Here is a 16,340-nt window from a genome sequence, read left to right as displayed (position 1 = left end):
GCTCCTGAAGTCGCCCACCCTGATCCGCGCCACCTTCGAAGAACCGAAGGACGCGGCCGCTTGGCTGGGCCGCGAACTGACCGAACACGCCCCCGGCTTCCTCTCCCACCAGGAAGCCGACACCGCCCGCCTGGCCCGCCTGGTCACCACGGCCACCGACCGCCTCACCCACGGCACGGACGTCTCCTTCGGCTTCTACCTGGGCCGCACGTCGTTCCTCTCCCTGGCCCTGGTGACCTGCACCCCCAACCACTGGACCCGGGACCTCCCCTGCCCCCTCATCTGACCGGCACCCTGGAGGGCCCGGAGGGTCTCAGCACCGAGACGCGATGAGGCCTCAAGGCTGGGATGTCCCCAAGGCATCGTCGATCCGGCTCCGCAGCTCGACCGCCCGCGCATCGTCGTATGCCGCCAGCGTGCGCGACGCCTCCTCCCAATGCCGCCGCGCCTCCTCCTCCGCGCCGTTCACCCCGGACCCGCGCAGCGCACTCGCCAGACCGTCGAGCGCGAGCGCCAACTGCCAGTGGTCGTCGAGCTCGCGATGCGCGGCGGCCGCCCGCCGGTGGAACGCGGCCGCCTCATCGAAGCGGCCCAGTCGGCCGTACGCCTCACCGGCGGCGTTCCAGGCACGCGCCTCCCGAGACCGGTCCCCGAGCTGTCGATGCAGCACCGCCGCCCGCTGATACGAGACCAAGGCGTCCTCGGGGCGGCCATCGGCCAGCTCGGCCTGACCGAGGTCCAGCAGCCAGTACCCCTCCCAGGCGTGATTGCGATGCCGACGGGCGATTTCGACGGCGCTCCCGGCGGTTTCCATAGCACCCCGTATTTCGCCCCTGCCGCGCTGTACAGCGCTCAGAATTCGCAGGGCGTTGCCCTCACCGCCCTTGTCGCCTCGCTCGCGCAGCGTCGTCAATGCCTCGTGAAGGACCTCCGAGGCTTCCTCGAGCCGCCCCGCCTCGTAGTCCACCGTGGCGAGATTGGCGAGCAGCGTGGGCTCCCACTCGGCCGCTCCGAGCTCCCGGAAGATGGCCAGCGCCTCCGTGAAACGCCGCTTCGCAGCCTCCAACCGCCGCGTCCGCACATGGACCAGCCCGAGCGCGTTCAGCGACAGCGCCTCTCCCAGTCGGTCACCCAGCTCACGGCGTACGGCCAGGGCGCCCTCGTGGTACCGCGCCGCCTCCGCCGGGCGGTGCGACTGCCGGCAGGCCATGCCCAGGCTCTCCAGAAGCCTCGCCTCCCCGGCGCGGTCACCCACCCGCCGAGCGGCACTCAGCCCGATGTGCCCCATGGCGAACCACTCCTCGAACGCGTTGAAACGCGCGTGCAGAGGACGCAGCAGAGCGGGCAGTTGCCAGGCGGTCGCGTCGAGCCCGGCATCGGCGGCGGCGCGTGCGGCGGCCAGAAGATTGCCGTGCTCCAGCTCGTACCACCGCACCGCCTCGTCGTAGTCCGCGAAGGTCGGCGGCGTGACACCGTCGGGCGGCGCTTCGAGCTGGACGGGCGGCTCGGCCGGGCTGACGCGGGTGCGTGCCGCGTCGGCGGCGTGGAGGTACCAGGCCAGCGCCCGGAGCCGGGCCGCCTCGCGGGCCTCGGCGGGCTCCTCGTGCTGCGCCTGGTCGATGGCGTAGGCGCGCAACAGATCGTGGAACTCGAAGCGATCGGGACCGGTCTGCGTCAGCAGATGCGCTCCGACCAGGACGTCGAGCAAGTGCTCCGCCCGGCTGTGCCCGACCCCGGCCAGGGCGGCGACCGCCGAGACCCCGAACTCGGGCCCCGGATGCAGCCCGAGCAGCCTGAAGAAGCGCGCGGCTTCGGCGGTCAGCGCCCGATAGGACCAGGCGAACACCGTGCGCACCGCGTCCGCCTCCTCGTCGTCTCCCACGGTCAGAGCCTCCCAGAGAGCGGATTCGTCACGGAGGTCTCTTATCAACTCGTCAAGGCTCATCAGGGGCCTGCTGGCGGCCCGTTCGGCGGCGATGCGCAATGCCAGCGGCAGCCGGGCACACAGGCGCGCCAGTTCGGCCAGCTTCTCCGCGTCGTCCTCGGGCCGATAGCCGGCGGTCACGGTACGCAGCAGGGCTACGGCCTCCGGCTCGGCCAGCGTGCCCAGTGTCAGCCGATGGGCCCCGTCCCGAACGGCCAGCCCCGACAGCCGGCTGCGACTGGTGACGAGCACCAGACATCCAGCCGTGCCCGGCAGCAGCGGGCGCACCTGACTCACGGAGGCGGCGTTGTCGAGCACGATCAGCATTCGCCGCCCGGCCAGCAGCGAACGGTACAGCGCCGCACTGGCCTCCGGATCGGCCGGAACCGCCGCCGCCGACACCCCGAGCGCCAGCAGAAAGCGGTGCAGCACCTCGGGAGCGGTGACGGGCGCCCCCGGGTCATAGCCGCGCAGATTCACATACAACTGCCCGTCGGGAAAGTGGGATTGGGCCTGATGCGCCCAGCGCAGCGCCAGCGAGGTCTTACCCGCACCCGCCGTCCCCGCGATCACACAAATGGAGACGACGAGCGGCTCCCCGCCGTCTCCGGTCAGAATCGCGTTGAGCCGCTCCAACTCACTGGTCCGGTTGACGAATCCGCGTATGTCTCCAGGAAGCTGCCGTGGCCGCGGAGTATCACCGTCTGCACCGTGCCGACCCATCCCATGGAAGTGCACCCCGCCACTCACATCGCGGGCCTGCACCACATCCCCCGCGGACCCCGACAGCCGCGACTGCGTGCCATGTGGGCCCTGGGGCTGCGGGGATTGCGGAGATTCCTCCTGGTGGCCTTCCCGCCTTCTGTCCTCGTTGATCGTCTACTCCACGGGCGTCGGAGGCGGCAGAGGTGCCACTTCGCGTTCGAAGTAGGACGCCATCTCTTCCCCGGCGGCAAAAAGCCCCTTGATGAAATCCTCCCATGGGCTCAGTACATCCGGATCAACGAATCGCAGCGCTCCGTCGCTCATCGCCCGGCTGTCGTAGATGACCTTGTACAAGGTCAGCCCACCCAGCGACACCAGCTCCGGAAGCGGACCGTCTTCCTCGAACCCTCTGATCTGCTCAGGCCCGACCACCCTGATCCGCTCACCGCACTCCGCCCGCAGCCGCAACATATGCAGCTCCCACTGGAGATACGGAGTGAGAGGCTCCTCCACGACCCGCACCCGATAGAGGCTGAAGTTGCGCTTCGCCGCCTCGCTCATGAACGCCATGAGCTCATCGCGCCGTTTCTCGATCAGCTCCAAGGCACCGCGCCAGTCACCCTGGGAGAACGCCTTCCAGCTATTGTTCCCGGGCTCCTGAAAATGCTGTTGCCTCTCCAGTTTCCAGGAGTCACGCCCATCGAGGGCCTGCATGCGCCGCTGGAAGTCGGCCCCGTAGGCGTCCCGTGACAGCCGCTCACCCGGTGACGTATCGAGCCTGGGAAGATCGACGCTAAGCATCCGGAATCTCCGGCTTCGCCGCACTGAGGGTAATCGCGGGAATGACGACCAGCCGCTCATCCGCGGCGATGCGTACCTCTCCCGGGAGGCGCGACCGGTAGGCGTCGGTGAGGTCGCGCCCGATCACCGCGATATCACCGTTGTCGAGCTGCCAGATATCGGGGCAATCGTTGTAATCATTGGTGGTTCCGAGATCGCTCGGTGACTTGCCTAACCGGCGCACGAACGATGCGGACGGATCCGCATCCCATGAACTGCGAGCCATCTTCGCCTCCCTGTCAGCCTTCCTGCCTGACGCCGTGACAGCACAGGATGACAACGGATTGTAGGCAGGATGGTCACGGAGAGCAATGATTTCGGCGTGGAGAGCTCGTTACACCGACTCCATTTCGGCCACCCGCATGCGAAGAACTGCCGTACCGGAAATCAGGCACCTCACCAGAATCTCCGGCGCCGATCACCCCATGCGTCATCGGCGTTCACTGGCCGGAATTGCCCTCTTTCGCCGCCAGGCATCCCTCTTCACGCTTCAACCAGGAGCGATTCAGCGGGGCCAAGGGGGGATCCGCGATGGTCGAGCCGATCTATGTACCCGTACTGCCGACGCGCCGGAGCGCATGGGACGCCTACGCGAGCCTGGACGCGGACGTACGACGACGCGTCGCGCCGCTGTGGACGGTTGTCCCCCGCGTCGGGCCGGAGCGCACCAGAGGGGCGCGCCCCGAGACGGACCCGGACACCGACTCGCCGGAACTGGGCCGTTGGTTCACCACACGCATGGACAACCTGATCCGGGCGATGGACGGGCTCCCCGGCTGGGTGGACCCCGTCCATATCGAGCGGCACGTCGAGGCGTCTGCCATCGGCTTGTGGCACGTGGCGACCAGAAGCGAGCTACGCCTGGTCACCGGCCCGGAACGAGCCCCGACCCTCCAGCGCTACGCCGCCGATCTCGCGTTCCTCAGCGGACGAGGCATCGGCATACGCGTATTGCTGGACGCCGCGCGAGACGAACCGAGCCCCATGGACCTGCTGACCCTGATCGCCCGACTCTGCCTTCCCCCATCCCAGCTCGACCTCATTCTGGACGTCGGCATGGTCACGGACGCCACCAAAGCGACCAAACTGGCCCTCGTCGCCCTGGATGCTTTCGGTGCACTCGTCTCCTGGCGCACAGTCGTCCTCGCCGCGGGGGCCTTCCCCCGCGACCAGGATCACCTGAAGGAACAACCGACACGCATCGCAGAACGCCACGACTGGCAGATGCACCAAACGGTCCGCGCCGTCCGCCCGGAATTCCCCGGTCCGCTGCTCTACGGCGACTACTCCGTGGAACACGCGCACAGCGCGAACATCTCCGCCCGCCCCTGCGGCCCTCCTTACGGCCTGCTTCGCTACACCGCACCGTACGACTTCCTCATCGCCCGGGCGCCCCTCAGAGGCCCCGACCGTGCCGACCGCGTTCGTGCCATGGCCCGGCGCATAGTGACGTACGACGCCTTCCGCGGCATCGAAGACACCACCTCCAGCGCGGGTGAACGCTGGCTGCACACCTGCGCCTACGGCGACGGCTCGGCCGGCTCGGGCAACGCCGAGAAGTGGATCCAGGTCGGCCATCTCCAGCACATGAACTACGTCGCACGGCAGTTGCCCCATACGAAGTAACCCCGCCGGAGGGGCAGCATCCGGCGGGGCCGTGGTGCGGGTGCCTGACTTGCGGGGTGCGCTCAGCCGAAGTTCACGTCACTGCACAGGAAGTACGTCTGGTCCATGTGCGAGGCCTGCCAGATCGTGTAGACGACGTGGCGGCCGGTGTAGCCGGAGGTGCTGACGTCGATCGAGTAGTTCTGGCTGGGGGCGTACTTGCCGGTCGTGGCGACCAGCTGCAGATCACTCCACTTGAGCGGCTGGGTGGTGGGGTCGTAGCCCTGGCGGGACACATACACCTTGAAGTAGTCCGCACCGTGGCTGGCCTGGTCGTACAGCTTGACGGTGAACTTGCCGCCGATCTTCGTCGTCTGCCAGGCGCCCGGCGTGTCCAGCGAGTTGTAGCGGCCACTTTCGGTGTGACCACCACTGCACAGCTGACCGTCGGGGATCACCGCCGGGAAGTTTCCGGCGGAGCCGTTGCGGTACAGCCCGTTCCAGTTCCACATGGCGTTCGGGTTGTCCTGCCACGCCTGCCAGCACATGGGGTCCAACTGCGCCATCTCGGGGTTCTGGAAGTCGTCTCCCCAGCGCAGCCAGCAGCCGTAGTTGCGGGACGCGGGGTCGACGACAGATCCATGGGCGCTCGCGGTGGTGGACCAAGGGATCAGGCACAGCAGCGCGGCGGCCAGCAGGCCGAGGGCGCGAGATGCCCAACGTAAGGAATTGCCGCGTTCATGACAAATCATTCGCGATCTTCCTCCATCGTCCTAGGGGGAGTGGGAGAGCGGTGGGAGCGCTCCCAAACTGGGGGTTCCCCCGAGGGGGAGCCCCCGAAACGTAGAGCCGGGAGTCACACACCCGAAATGGAGTCCCGGCGAGGCGCACCAGGCGTCGGCTCCCAGTAGAGACGACAACTCCCCCGATGTCAGAAGCAGTTGACCGACAATCGTGCCCAACCCTCCATCCGACGGCCCGTCAGTGGCACCCATCCCCAGCCGGGGTAGTCGGCAGGGCATGGGCAAGATTCTGGTCGGCACGTGTTCATGGACGGACCGCGCGCTGGTGTCCAGCGGCTGGTACCCACCGGGGCTGCGCGACGCGGAGGGAAGACTGCGGCACTACGCCGCCCAGTTCCCGGTGGTGGAGGCCGACGCCACGTACTACTGCCTGCCCAGCACCCGCAACAGCACCCTGTGGACCGAGCGCACCCCGGATGGATTCCGCTTCGACGTCAAGGCGTTCTCCCTCCTCACCGGCCACCCGACGACCCCGAACTCCCTGCCCACCGATCTGCGCGACGCACTGCCCGGACGACGGGGCGGACGCCCGAGGCCCGCAGAAATCGATCCGGCCCTGCTCGACGAGGTATGGCAGCGCTTCAGCGGAGCTCTGGAACCCCTGAAGAGGTCAGGACGGCTCGGCACCCTGCTCTTCCAATTCCCACCTTGGTTCACCCCAGGCGACGCACAGGCAAAGGCGTTCCTCGCCCAATGCGCGCAGCGCACGGCAGGCTGGCCCGTCGCCGTGGAATTCCGACACCCCGCCTGGTGGCAAGAGGACGAGCGCGCCAAGACCGAGGCGGCGCTGAGGGAGTGGGGCGTGTCCGCCGTGGCCGTAGACATGACCCAGAAGCTGTCCACCTCCATACCCCCGGTCACCCCGATCACCTCGCCCCGCCTCGCGGTGGCCCGCTTCCACGGCCGCAACGACGCCTGGGGTACGGGCACCAAGGAGGAGCGGTTCCGCCACACCTACTCGCCGGAGGAACTGGCGGAGTGGGTCCCCCGCCTCCGCGGCATGGCGGAACAGGCGGACGAGGTCCACGCCCTGTTCAACAATTGCTGCGCCGACGCGGCCGTCCGCGCCGCGGAGTCAATGCGGCATCTGCTCGAGGCACCCGTGGGCCGGGGTGACGGCGTGGCCGCCCACCGGGGACCGGTGGGCGAGCCCTTGTAGCCACGCCGACGGCCGTGGCACGGCATCGACGCAGGTCGCCTGCTCGGAGGGGGCTGGTCGCTCCCCGTGAACGGGGCGTCGGCTGATTCCGTCCACGCGGGCCATGACCCGATCGACCATCGCCCGCCGCCGGGCTGGCTCTACCCTATGGCCCGTCGCTACCGCACGGTCCCCAGGAGTCCGCACAACCCCGGAGATCAATCGGTGGCCGCATCCCTGACCAGCCGGGGCCGCGGCAAGATCTGGAAACCGGACTGGAGTTACGGGGCTGGCGAGGCATCACATGCACAAACGACAGCAGAGGGAAAGAATCATGCAAGGCCTCACTGAGGAGAACCTCAAGCTGCTGGCCGGCCCCCGTTCTTACGAGCGTGGGCTCGGCTATCTGGACGCATTATCCGGGGTCGAGGTCGGTGACGGCTGGGTCACCGCAAGCGTCCACGGCACGGAGCGGTACGAGGTGGAGCTGACGCTGGACGGGCCCGGCGGGCTGTCCGGAGAGTGTGACTGCCCGTACGGCATGGAGGGCAACTTCTGCAAGCATCTGGTCGCCCTCGGCCTGACAGTGCTCGCCCAGCGGGAGAGCCTGCCGCGGCAGCGGAAGGCGGCCCGGGACCGTGCGCAGGACCTGGACGGGTGGCTGTCCGGCCTGTCCAAGGACGAGTTGCTCGCTCTGGTGCGGGAACAGGTCGGCGAGGACCGGCAGTTACGGCGCCGCCTGGAGCTTCGGGCCGCGAGTGCTCGCGGGGATCTCTCCGCTGTCCGTGCCCGTATCCGCGATCTGCTCGACATCGGCCCGTTCGCGCAGTACGGGTACGTCGAGTACGCCGATGCCCGCGCCTACGCCGACCAGGCCGGGCAGGCGGTGTCCGAGATCGGCGCGCTCACCGGTTCGGGCCGGGCCGACGACGCGGTCACCCTGGCGCGGGAGGCGATGCGGCTGCTGGCCGACGCGGTGGAGAGCGTCGACGACTCGGACGGATGGCTCGGGCAGGTCGGCACAGACCTCGCCGAGGCCCACCTCGAAGCGTGCCGTGCGGCCCGCCCCGACCCCGGGGAACTCGCGCGCTGGCTGGTCGGCCATGCGCTCGGCGACGGGGACGACGGCCTCACGGACATCGACCCGCTCGACTACCAGGAAATCCTCGGCGAAGAGGGGATGGCCGACCTGCGGAAGCTGGCCGTCGAGGCGTGGCGCGGCAACCGCCGCGGCTGGGCGGAGAAGTACCTGATGGAGCGTCTGGCCAAGGCGGGAGGCGACGTCGACGCGGTGATCGCCGTGTATGCGGCCGACCTCTCCCCGAACGGCCACACGCACCTGGCCATCGCCCACGAGCTGGACACCGCCCGGCGCCCCGACGAGGCCCTGCGTTGGGCGGAACGCGGCATTCAGGACGCCCGGGACCTCGCCGCCGTCGACACCGCCCTCGTCGACTACCTCTGCGACCGCTACACCCAGATGGATCGACTGCCGGATGCCTTCACCGTCCGCCGTGACCACTTCGGCGCCCGCCGCACCCTGCTTACGTACCAGCAGCTGCGAGCCGCCGCCCGGGCCGCGGACCGCTGGCCGGCCGAGCGCGAGCGGGCGCTGGCCCTGCTGCGTGCCGAAGCTGAACGGCGGCAACAGGGTTGGTACGGCGGCCCTGTCCTGATCGACGCCCTGCTCGATGACAAGGACATCGACGCCGCCTGGCAGGCCGCCACCGACACCGGCGCCGACGACCATCAGTGGCTCACCCTCGCCGACCAGGCCCGCCCCACCCGTCCCGCCGACGCGCTCCGCGTCTACCTGCGCCTGGCCGAACCCCTGACGAAGGAGACGGGGAACGCGGTCTACGAGCGGCTGACCAGTCTGCTGCTGAGCATCCGCGACTGCCACCGACGCCTCGGTACCCAGGACGAGTTCACCACGTACCTCACCGCCCTGCGCACCGGCCAGAAGCGCAAACGCAACCTGATGCGACTCCTTGACCAGCACGGTCTGTGAAACCGGGTCTGTGCTGTGCAAGGTACTGAACGGCGGCCCCGACCGTACGGCGAGCATCCGGGCGGGTGCCCGCCGGGTCCGCGATCTACCTGAGTTCAGGGGAGAGTCTGCCGGCGCTGGGAGACCTGGCCGCGCGACTGTGCCAACGCCCCCTCACGACGGGTAGCGGTACGGGCCAGACCCTGGACTGGCTGCGGGCCGGGAACATCCAGCACATGGAACATCCGGCACATGACGTACGTCGTCCGGTGCCCTCCCAGGGCTGACCGCCTTGCGCCCTTCCGGCCCGGGCGTGAGCGGGCTCAGGCGAACAGCGGTGCCAGCATCTCCTCGCCCGCCAGGATCCGCCATGCCGGCACCCGCACCGTCCGGCCCACCTCGCACGCCTTCGCCCCGTGGCCACCGGACGGCAGCCCGGTGAGCAGATCACCGCGGGCATGCGTCAGCCGCAGGTGCCTCGCCAGGTCCCGGCCGGGCGGCGGGCCCGCGTCGATCAGTACCGCCGTGTTCTCCCCGTCCACCGTGTACACCAGATCCACCGCATGTCCGCCGACGACTGCCGCGCGCTCCAGATCGGTGATGCCGTGCTCGCCGAGGTACTGCTGAAGCCGGTCGGCGAGCTCCTCGCGGAACGCGGATGCTGAACCGGCCGGGCCCTGCCCCGCGTCGATGACATGCCCGGCGCCCGGTCCGTGGTCATCACCGGCCCCCGCCCCCAGCAGCGCGGAGCGCCCGGCGAGCATCGCGGGAAGACCGCTCTGCCCCTGCCAGAAGGCGTGGCTGCCCACCGTGATCAGCTGCGACTTGGCCCGTGTGATCGCCACGTTCCACAGATTGACCTGGCTTGCCACCCAGTGGGTCGTCCTCGGCGGGGTGTTGAGCGTGGCCACCGGGCTGAGCACCATCACATCGCGCTGTCCGCCCTGGAACGCGTGCACCGTCCCCACCCGCACCCGGTCGTCGTCGCGCCACACCCGCGCCAGCGCCTGCTTCTGCGCCCGGAACGGCGTCACCACGCCCACCGTCGCGTCCTGCGGCAGCCGCGCGAGCAGTTCGTCCACCACCCGCCGTACGACCCCGGCCTCGGCGTCGTTGCGCCAGGACTGTCCGTCACCGCCCCGCGCCGACTCGCCGCCCGGCACGTCCACCCAGCCGAGCACCGGTGCCGGATCGGCCGCCCCCACCGGGTCGAGTGCCGGAACCTGCCGCCGTACGTCGGTGAGCACCTGCAACTGCCCCGCGTAGCAGTAGCCGTTGACGACATCGGCGATCTCCGGGTGGCACCGGTAGTGCTCGTCGAGCAGCAGGGCGGTGTCACCGTGCTGCGCGGCCGCGTGGTACGCGGAGTGCACGTGGTACGCGAGCCGGTGGTCCTCCAGCTGCGCCGCGCTCAGCCCGGCCCGGACCCTCGCCTGCCGCTCCTGCTGCGGTGCGATGTCGGCGATGTGGCCCAGCTGCATCGGGTCACCGATGATCAGTGCCCGCCGGGCCCGGAAGAGCAGCGGCAACACCGACGGTATCGAGCACTGGCTGGCCTCGTCGATGACGACGAGGTCGAACAGCTTCGGGGCGAGTTCGAGCTGCCGCACCGAGTGAGTGCTGATCGCCCATCCCTTGAGGTGCGCCATCAGGTTCTGCTGGCTCTTCCGGAAACCCCGACGACCCCGCAGGGCCTGGAGCCGCTGCCCCATCAGCCCTTGTGCCCGCGACAGTGCCTCCGCTGAGACGGCCCGGGACAGTTCCGCGGACAGCTCCGACAGGACGCCCGCCGTCTCCAGCCGCACCTGCCTCAACTCATCCTCGTCCCAGTCGGTGTGCCCGGGTACGAGCTCCCGCAGCCGGCGCTCCACGGCCACGGCGTCCGCCAGGGCCTCCAGCAGCTCCGGCGGCACGGGCTGCTCGTTCGCCCACCCTGGCCACGACGGTCCGTCGCCCTCCGCCGAGCCGGCCGCAGCGACCAGCGTGGCCAGTGCCCGCGCCCTGCGCCACCCGCCGAGCAGCCACCGGCGGGCTCCGGCCGCCTTCCGGGCCCTGCTCTCCCAGCGGCCCAGCGCGGCTGTACCGTCCCCGGCCGCCGTTGCCGCCCACACAGACTCAAGCAGCGTCAGCGGCAGCTCCAGCGCGGCCGCCCGTTCCTCCCGTTCCCGGAACAGATCCAGCAGCCGCACCTCCTCGCCAACACGGCGTTCCGCCTCCTCCCGTTGCCCGGCGGCCCGCGCACGGGTGTTGCGCAGTTCCCCGCTCACGGTCGCCGAACCCCGCCGCGGGGCCTGCATGGGCTCGCCGAGCAGCCGCTCCAGCTTCTCCGCTTCCTTCCCCAGTGCCTTCGCGTTGCCCGTCCGCATCATGAGCCCCGGCGCGATGGCGTCGCAGCGCTCGGCGACGACGTCCACCGCCTCGTTGTTCGTGGACGCGACCAGGACGGACTGTCCGGCGGCGACACAGGTGGTGACGGTGGCCGTGACCACTTCGCTCTTGCCCGTGCCGGGCGGCCCCGTGGCCACCGTCAGCGCCCGTGTCATCGCCGAGGAGACCACCAACTCCTGACTCTCGTTGCACGGCCCCGGTGCCACCAATACGGCCGAGGATCCCGTCCCCGCGTCCGCCGCACCGCCGCTCAGCAGCGCGTCCAGCGCGGTGCCGGGGATCTGGCCGGTCCGTGCCGACATCTGCAGCAGGTTGTCCAGCAGACCCTGCGTCGCGTTCGCCTCTACGCCGGACGGCACCAGCAGGACGGCCGCGTTGTGCGCGCCGGGTCGCAGGGCCTGCATCACCGTCCGTTCGCTGAGCTCGGACGGATCGAGCGGTTCCAGCTCCGGCAGCTTCAGCTCCTCCAGCAACTGCCGCACGGCCCGCAGCATCTGCGTGTCGTTTCCCTCCTGCCAGGTCGGCTGCCAGCCTGCGACGAGGTCGGCCGCGTCGTCGGCGTCCAGCAGTTCCGAGACGACACCGGTGTGCAGGGACGACACCCCGGTCGGGCGGAGTACGTCGTGGCCGTTCTCGTCCGGCGCGAGTTCCATCTGCTGGATCAACAGCGGCGCGATCGTCACGGGCGTACGGCGTCCCCGGCCGCCTCCCTCGCGTACGGGGAGCGTGACGGCCGGATAGCCGTACCAGTACTCCTGCTGCGTTCCCGCGTCGCCGTCACCCTTGCCCGGCCGGGCCTGCGGCCTGGGCAGTTGCCCGGGAGCCCGAAAGGTCGAACCCCGGCCCGACTGGATGACCTCCTCGCCCCTGCCCAGCAGGAAGTACCCGGAATCCCGCCCGCTGTCGCGGTCGGGCAGCATCCCGGCCGCCGCCTCGGCGGTGAGGCACCGCACGTAGTAGTGCAACAGCCGCTGCCAGTCCACCCCGTCCCGCGCGTCCAGCGTCGCCAGTTCCCGGGCCTTCAGCAGGGCGGGGGACGGCTGTGCCGCCTCCGTCGCGTCACGCGGCAGCGTCGGGAGGTGGACGGGGCGCGCCACCGACCGAGCGAAGGGCAGGCTTCGGGTGGCCCGGATCGTGGACTTGGTGGGGCGCTGCTCCTCCGGCACGCCGTTGCGCGCCATCTGCGCCGTCAGGTAGTCGAACAGATCGTCCGGAGTGATCCATCCGCCGCCCTTGACGCGCCCGTTCCGCAGGCCCTCCACGATCTCACCGGTGAACCGGGACGTGCCGAGCGTGGAGCCGGGTGGTGCCATCGCGGAGGCGGACTGCAGCGCGTCGGACGCGGTGATGAAGTACACACCCGTTGGGCGCAGCAGGGTGCTGGGCACGGGCCGCTCGTCGGCGTCTCCCGGGGCGCCCTTGGCGGTCCAGCCCTGGACGACGGACCCGCTGGAGCAGCAGTCCAGCAGCACGAGCTTGGACGCGGCACGGCAGGACTGGAGCATCCGCTCCAGGAACTCGGCCGGTACCGCGGTCCCCGGCAGGTCGTCGGGGTCCGCGTCCCGGGTGAGGAAGTACAGCTGGTTGTCGTCCTCGCAGAACTCGCCGTGCCCGCTGAAGTACAGCAGGGCCGTCTCACTCGGCTGCCGCTCCTCCAGGAACGTCTCCACGGAGTGCAGCATCTCGGCGCGGGTCGGCTCGGCGACCATCGCGCAGTCGTTGTACATGCCGATCTCGGTGTTCTCCAGCACCGCCCGCATGTAATGCAGGTCGGCGCGGACGGGCGGGAGATCGGGGTAGGCGTCGCTGTCGTACGTGGAGACGCCGACGAGCATGGCGTACCGGTCGTTGTCGGTCATGCGCGCTCAGCCCGCCGCCGTCGTCGCGTCGCCGTCACCCTCGTGGCCGTCGGCGGGCTCGCCGCCACCCGCGAGGAACCGCTCGATCCGCTCGTCGTCCTCGCGCGCCTCCTTGCCCGTGATCTGGAGGGTCGCGCCGTCGGGCCGCCTGGCGACGATCGTCCGCTGCGGTACGCGGGCCAGCCAGATCTGCACTGCGGCCGCGACCAGCGAGCCGGCGCTGATCAACACCCCGACCGTGTCGACGGACAGCCCGCCCTTGTCCATGCCCCCGGGCTTCGGGTACTCGGGCGTGCGCTGCCGGGGGACGTCCAGGGCCGCGTCCGGATCGGCGTCGGCGATCTCGGCGAGGAGTTCGCGCGCCTCCTTGCGGGCGCGTAACGGGTCCTCGTCGACGATGGAGATCCGGTATCCGGTCCGGTCGTTGGACGTGGTGGTCACGGTGCTTCCCCCCTGGGCTTCCGTGGTGTGGTCGGGCCGCATGGGCTCACGCCCACACGGAGCGCACGAGGTTAGTCCCCGGGACTGACAACGAGCGCGTCCATTGCGGGAAACCGATGGGCATGGACCCGAAAATGGCCGACCGGTGGCGGTTACGCGTCCTTCACCGGAGGCGCAGCCGGGCCCTTACGGTCTTCCTCGGTCCGCTGCCGCGCGGGGTGACCGACCAACGGGTCGTCAGTTGGGCGACGATGAGCGGGCCCCGCGGAGAAGTGACCCCACGGTGGCGGTCCCGGAGCATGTGCTTGACGGACTGGTGGTCGTCACCCATGAGATGGACCCATGGAATAAAAAATCGGGCGCCCGCACCGAAGTGCTGGCACCCGGGATGGACGAACGCGGCGAAACCATAGCGTTCTTTCCCGTTCCTTGGGTGCCTCCGGCGAAGGGCCCAGTACATGGGGACGAGCGGAATCATGGGCCGGTGCGGGTGAGCTAGTGATCCAGACGGTCGTCCCGGTGCATCGGGCGGGCAAGTAGACGATCGGCGCTTCGGCCTACGGGGGGCGCCGCACGGGCCCCCATGCGTGCGGTGCACGTCCGGCAGGTGCGGGGAGCGCGCCGTCAGATCTTGATGACGGTGACGTGTCCGCCGCACAGTGCCGTGATGTCCTCGGGGTCGGAGGTGAGCACTGTGGCGGGCCCGGGGGCAGCGAGAGCGGTGGCGCTGAGCATGGCGTCGATGGCGTACTTGTGGCCGTGCAGGCCGGTGTCGGCCAGGAGGGCGGCGGCATGGCGGGCCACGGCGTCGGTGACCGGCTCGACGACGATACGGGAGAGGGTCCATTCCAGCGCCGGCCGGTTGATCCGGGGGTGGACGACTTCCACGAGAGTGGCGGCGCTGGTGATCACCGGAGGTCGTCGGCGCCGGGCCAGGGCGAGCCAGCCGGTGGCCATGCGGTCCCGCAGTGCGGCCTTGGCGAGTCCCCTCGCTGTCGAGGACCAGGGTGCCGCCGCGTACGGCGGCGGGTGATCGCGTCATGCCGTGTTCGCTCCGTTGGGCGCTTGCTGCCTACGAGCCTGCTGGAGTTGGTCCCGGAGCGCTTGGACCTCCTCGTCGGTGATCGGTCCGTGTTCGGCCTCGGCGACCGTGATGAGCTCGTTGAGTTTGTCGCGCTCGATCTGGCGGGCCACGGCCGCGGCGACGTATGCGGACAGGCCGGACGGCCCGCTGCGAGCGCGAGCGGCTTCGGCGATGTCCCGTGGCATCGTGATCGAGTACTTCTGGGTGGGCTCGGACATGCTCCTTATGCTGCTACGCCTACTCCACGCGATCCCGTGTGTTGTCAGGGTGCGAGGTCGGTCAGGAGATCGTCGAGGACGGTTTCCTCCTCGACACGTACGCCGAGTTCGCTGAGGGCGGCCCGCAGGTCCGGGTCCCAAGGAGCGGTGGCAGGTATGCCCGTCAGGGATGGTGCCATGGGGCTTCTGCCGGCGGCGGCGCGGTAGTCGACGGTGGTGTAGCGCCAGGGGTGCCAGGGGACGCGCCGGAGCAAGGCGGCGGCGATGCGTATGCCGCCCCAGTCGAAGTCGCCGTGGTAGAGCAGCTTCGTCCGGTGGGAGTGCAGGTGGCGCAGGAGGGTGAGGGCGGCGGCCGAGGGCTGGCCCTGGAGACAGATCAGGGGTGGGCAGGCGGGGCCGTAGGCGTCGGCCGCGGTGGCGAGCACGGTCGGGTTCTCGCAGATGTGCGCCACCGGGGGCGCCTCGCGGGGAGGGGTGCGGGTGAGCTGGCGCAGGGTGAGCACGGCGGGTTCCCCGGCGCCGGTGGCCCAGTCGAGCGCGGGTGTGCCGCGTAGGCCAAGGGTCAGGACGGTGGAGGACAGGGCGTCCTTGAGGAGTCCCGCGGAGGCCCATGCTTCGCGGCGCCACTCGGCTCCGGTGCCGTCGGGGAAGCCGGTCAGGGCGCGAATGCCGGAGTGGACGAGGGTGGCGAGCGGCGTGCCGTCGTCGAGGGCGTGGGCATCGCCGAGGGTGCGGGCGGCGAAGGCCGGGAGGGAGACGGCCGGATCCGTGGGCAGGCTCCGCAGCGCCGTCGCGGTGGAGGCGAGCAGGGCCCGGGTGGTCTCCGGGCCGCGTGCGAGGCGGCGGACGAGGCCGCTCACGCGTATGTGCTCGCCCCAGTCGGTCAGTTCGGGCCGCTCGGAGCACAAATCGGTGAGCGGGGTGTACGCGTCGTGCCAGGCGTCCGCTTCCCGCCGGCGTACGTCGCTGAGGAGGGTGACGGGTCCGGTGAGGGCGATGACGGCGGTGGCGAGGCCGTCGGGGCTGACGCCGGAACGGCGCAGGATGGTGTCGACGGCGTCGAGCCGGATACTCAGCGAGCGCCCGCCGCCGGGGGCTCGGCCCAGCAGGCGCTCGGCGGCGGCCCGCTCGCCGTCAGTGGGCGCGGCCAGGGTGACCGGGCCGGTGAGTGGCTCGGCGCGTGCCATGCGGCGGCGTATCCGGTCCAGCAGCCAGGCACAGCCCGGATCGCCGAGGAGACGGGTGAGGCGGTCGTGGTCGACGCGCCCGATGGGGGCGTCGGGTGCGCTCATGTGAGGGTCTTCCCCCTTTCTCGCCGCGGGCGGTCCTTCCTCGCCACGGTCGG

Annotated in this window: 11 protein-coding genes and 2 pseudogenes; 4 read left to right on the top strand and 9 right to left on the bottom strand. The window is 70.3% G+C overall.

Annotation, left to right across the window (positions count from 1 at the left end):
- Positions 1–286 (top strand): annotated as a pseudogene (locus tag GWI24_RS25150) (hypothetical protein); the annotation flags it as partial.
- A 51-nt stretch (positions 287–337) separates the two neighbouring features.
- Here the strand turns inward: GWI24_RS25150 and GWI24_RS25145 are convergent.
- The 3 genes from GWI24_RS25145 to GWI24_RS25135 all read right to left on the bottom strand — a co-directional run bounded on the left by GWI24_RS25145 (position 338) and on the right by GWI24_RS25135 (position 3,695).
- Positions 338–2,647, bottom strand: a complete 2,310-nt coding sequence (locus tag GWI24_RS25145) for a tetratricopeptide repeat protein (RefSeq protein WP_210948188.1) — start codon at positions 2,645–2,647, stop codon at positions 338–340.
- Between the two features lie 156 nt (positions 2,648–2,803).
- Positions 2,804–3,430, bottom strand: a complete 627-nt coding sequence (locus GWI24_RS25140) for a DUF6879 family protein (RefSeq protein ID WP_210948187.1) — start codon at positions 3,428–3,430, stop codon at positions 2,804–2,806.
- Positions 3,423–3,695: a hypothetical protein gene (locus GWI24_RS25135; RefSeq protein ID WP_198270606.1), complete on the bottom strand. Its 273-nt coding sequence runs from the start codon at positions 3,693–3,695 to the stop codon at positions 3,423–3,425. The genes GWI24_RS25140 and GWI24_RS25135 overlap by 8 nt, the downstream gene beginning before the upstream one ends.
- Before the next feature lie 305 nt (positions 3,696–4,000).
- Between GWI24_RS25135 and GWI24_RS25130 the strand changes: the two genes are divergently transcribed.
- A complete protein-coding gene (locus GWI24_RS25130) occupies positions 4,001–5,095 on the top strand; it encodes a hypothetical protein (protein ID WP_210948186.1) in 1,095 nt (364 codons plus the stop codon).
- A 62-nt stretch (positions 5,096–5,157) separates the two neighbouring features.
- On the opposite strand, the gene GWI24_RS25125 is transcribed toward GWI24_RS25130, so the two are convergent.
- Positions 5,158–5,826, bottom strand: coding sequence for a lytic polysaccharide monooxygenase (locus GWI24_RS25125; RefSeq protein ID WP_210948185.1), 669 nt, complete (start codon positions 5,824–5,826; stop codon positions 5,158–5,160).
- A 268-nt stretch (positions 5,827–6,094) separates the two neighbouring features.
- On the opposite strand from GWI24_RS25125, the gene GWI24_RS25120 reads away from it, so the two are divergent.
- Positions 6,095–7,036 (top strand): DUF72 domain-containing protein, encoded by a 942-nt coding sequence (locus GWI24_RS25120; RefSeq protein ID WP_210948184.1) that lies wholly within the window; start codon positions 6,095–6,097, stop codon positions 7,034–7,036.
- 313 nt (positions 7,037–7,349) lie between these two features.
- Positions 7,350–9,026, top strand: coding sequence for an SWIM zinc finger domain-containing protein (locus GWI24_RS25115; RefSeq protein WP_210948183.1), 1,677 nt, complete (start codon positions 7,350–7,352; stop codon positions 9,024–9,026).
- Positions 9,027–9,328: 302 nt separating this feature from the next.
- On the opposite strand, the gene GWI24_RS25110 is transcribed toward GWI24_RS25115, so the two are convergent.
- The 5 genes and pseudogenes from GWI24_RS25110 to GWI24_RS25090 all read right to left on the bottom strand — a co-directional run bounded on the left by GWI24_RS25110 (position 9,329) and on the right by GWI24_RS25090 (position 16,287).
- A complete protein-coding gene (locus GWI24_RS25110) occupies positions 9,329–13,252 on the bottom strand; it encodes an AAA domain-containing protein (RefSeq protein ID WP_210948182.1) in 3,924 nt (1,307 codons plus the stop codon).
- A 6-nt stretch (positions 13,253–13,258) separates the two neighbouring features.
- On the bottom strand, positions 13,259–13,693 hold the full coding sequence (locus GWI24_RS25105; RefSeq protein ID WP_210948181.1) for a hypothetical protein: 435 nt from the start codon (positions 13,691–13,693) through the stop codon (positions 13,259–13,261).
- Positions 13,694–14,317: 624 nt separating this feature from the next.
- Positions 14,318–14,735: pseudogene (locus GWI24_RS25100) on the bottom strand (type II toxin-antitoxin system VapC family toxin).
- A complete protein-coding gene (locus tag GWI24_RS25095; protein WP_210948180.1) occupies positions 14,732–14,995 on the bottom strand; it encodes a CopG family transcriptional regulator in 264 nt (87 codons plus the stop codon). The pseudogene GWI24_RS25100 and the gene GWI24_RS25095 overlap by 4 nt, the downstream one beginning before the upstream one ends.
- Before the next feature lie 44 nt (positions 14,996–15,039).
- Entirely contained in the window at positions 15,040–16,287 is a 1,248-nt protein-coding gene (locus GWI24_RS25090) for a TIGR02679 family protein (protein WP_210948179.1), read from the bottom strand.
- Positions 16,288–16,340 lie beyond the last annotated feature (53 nt).

It is taken from the genome of Streptomyces sp. MK37H (assembly GCF_018035285.1).
In the GTDB taxonomy this organism is placed as follows: domain Bacteria; phylum Actinomycetota; class Actinomycetes; order Streptomycetales; family Streptomycetaceae; genus Streptomyces; species Streptomyces endocoffeicus.
This window is presented reverse-complemented; position numbering and strand designations above follow the sequence as displayed.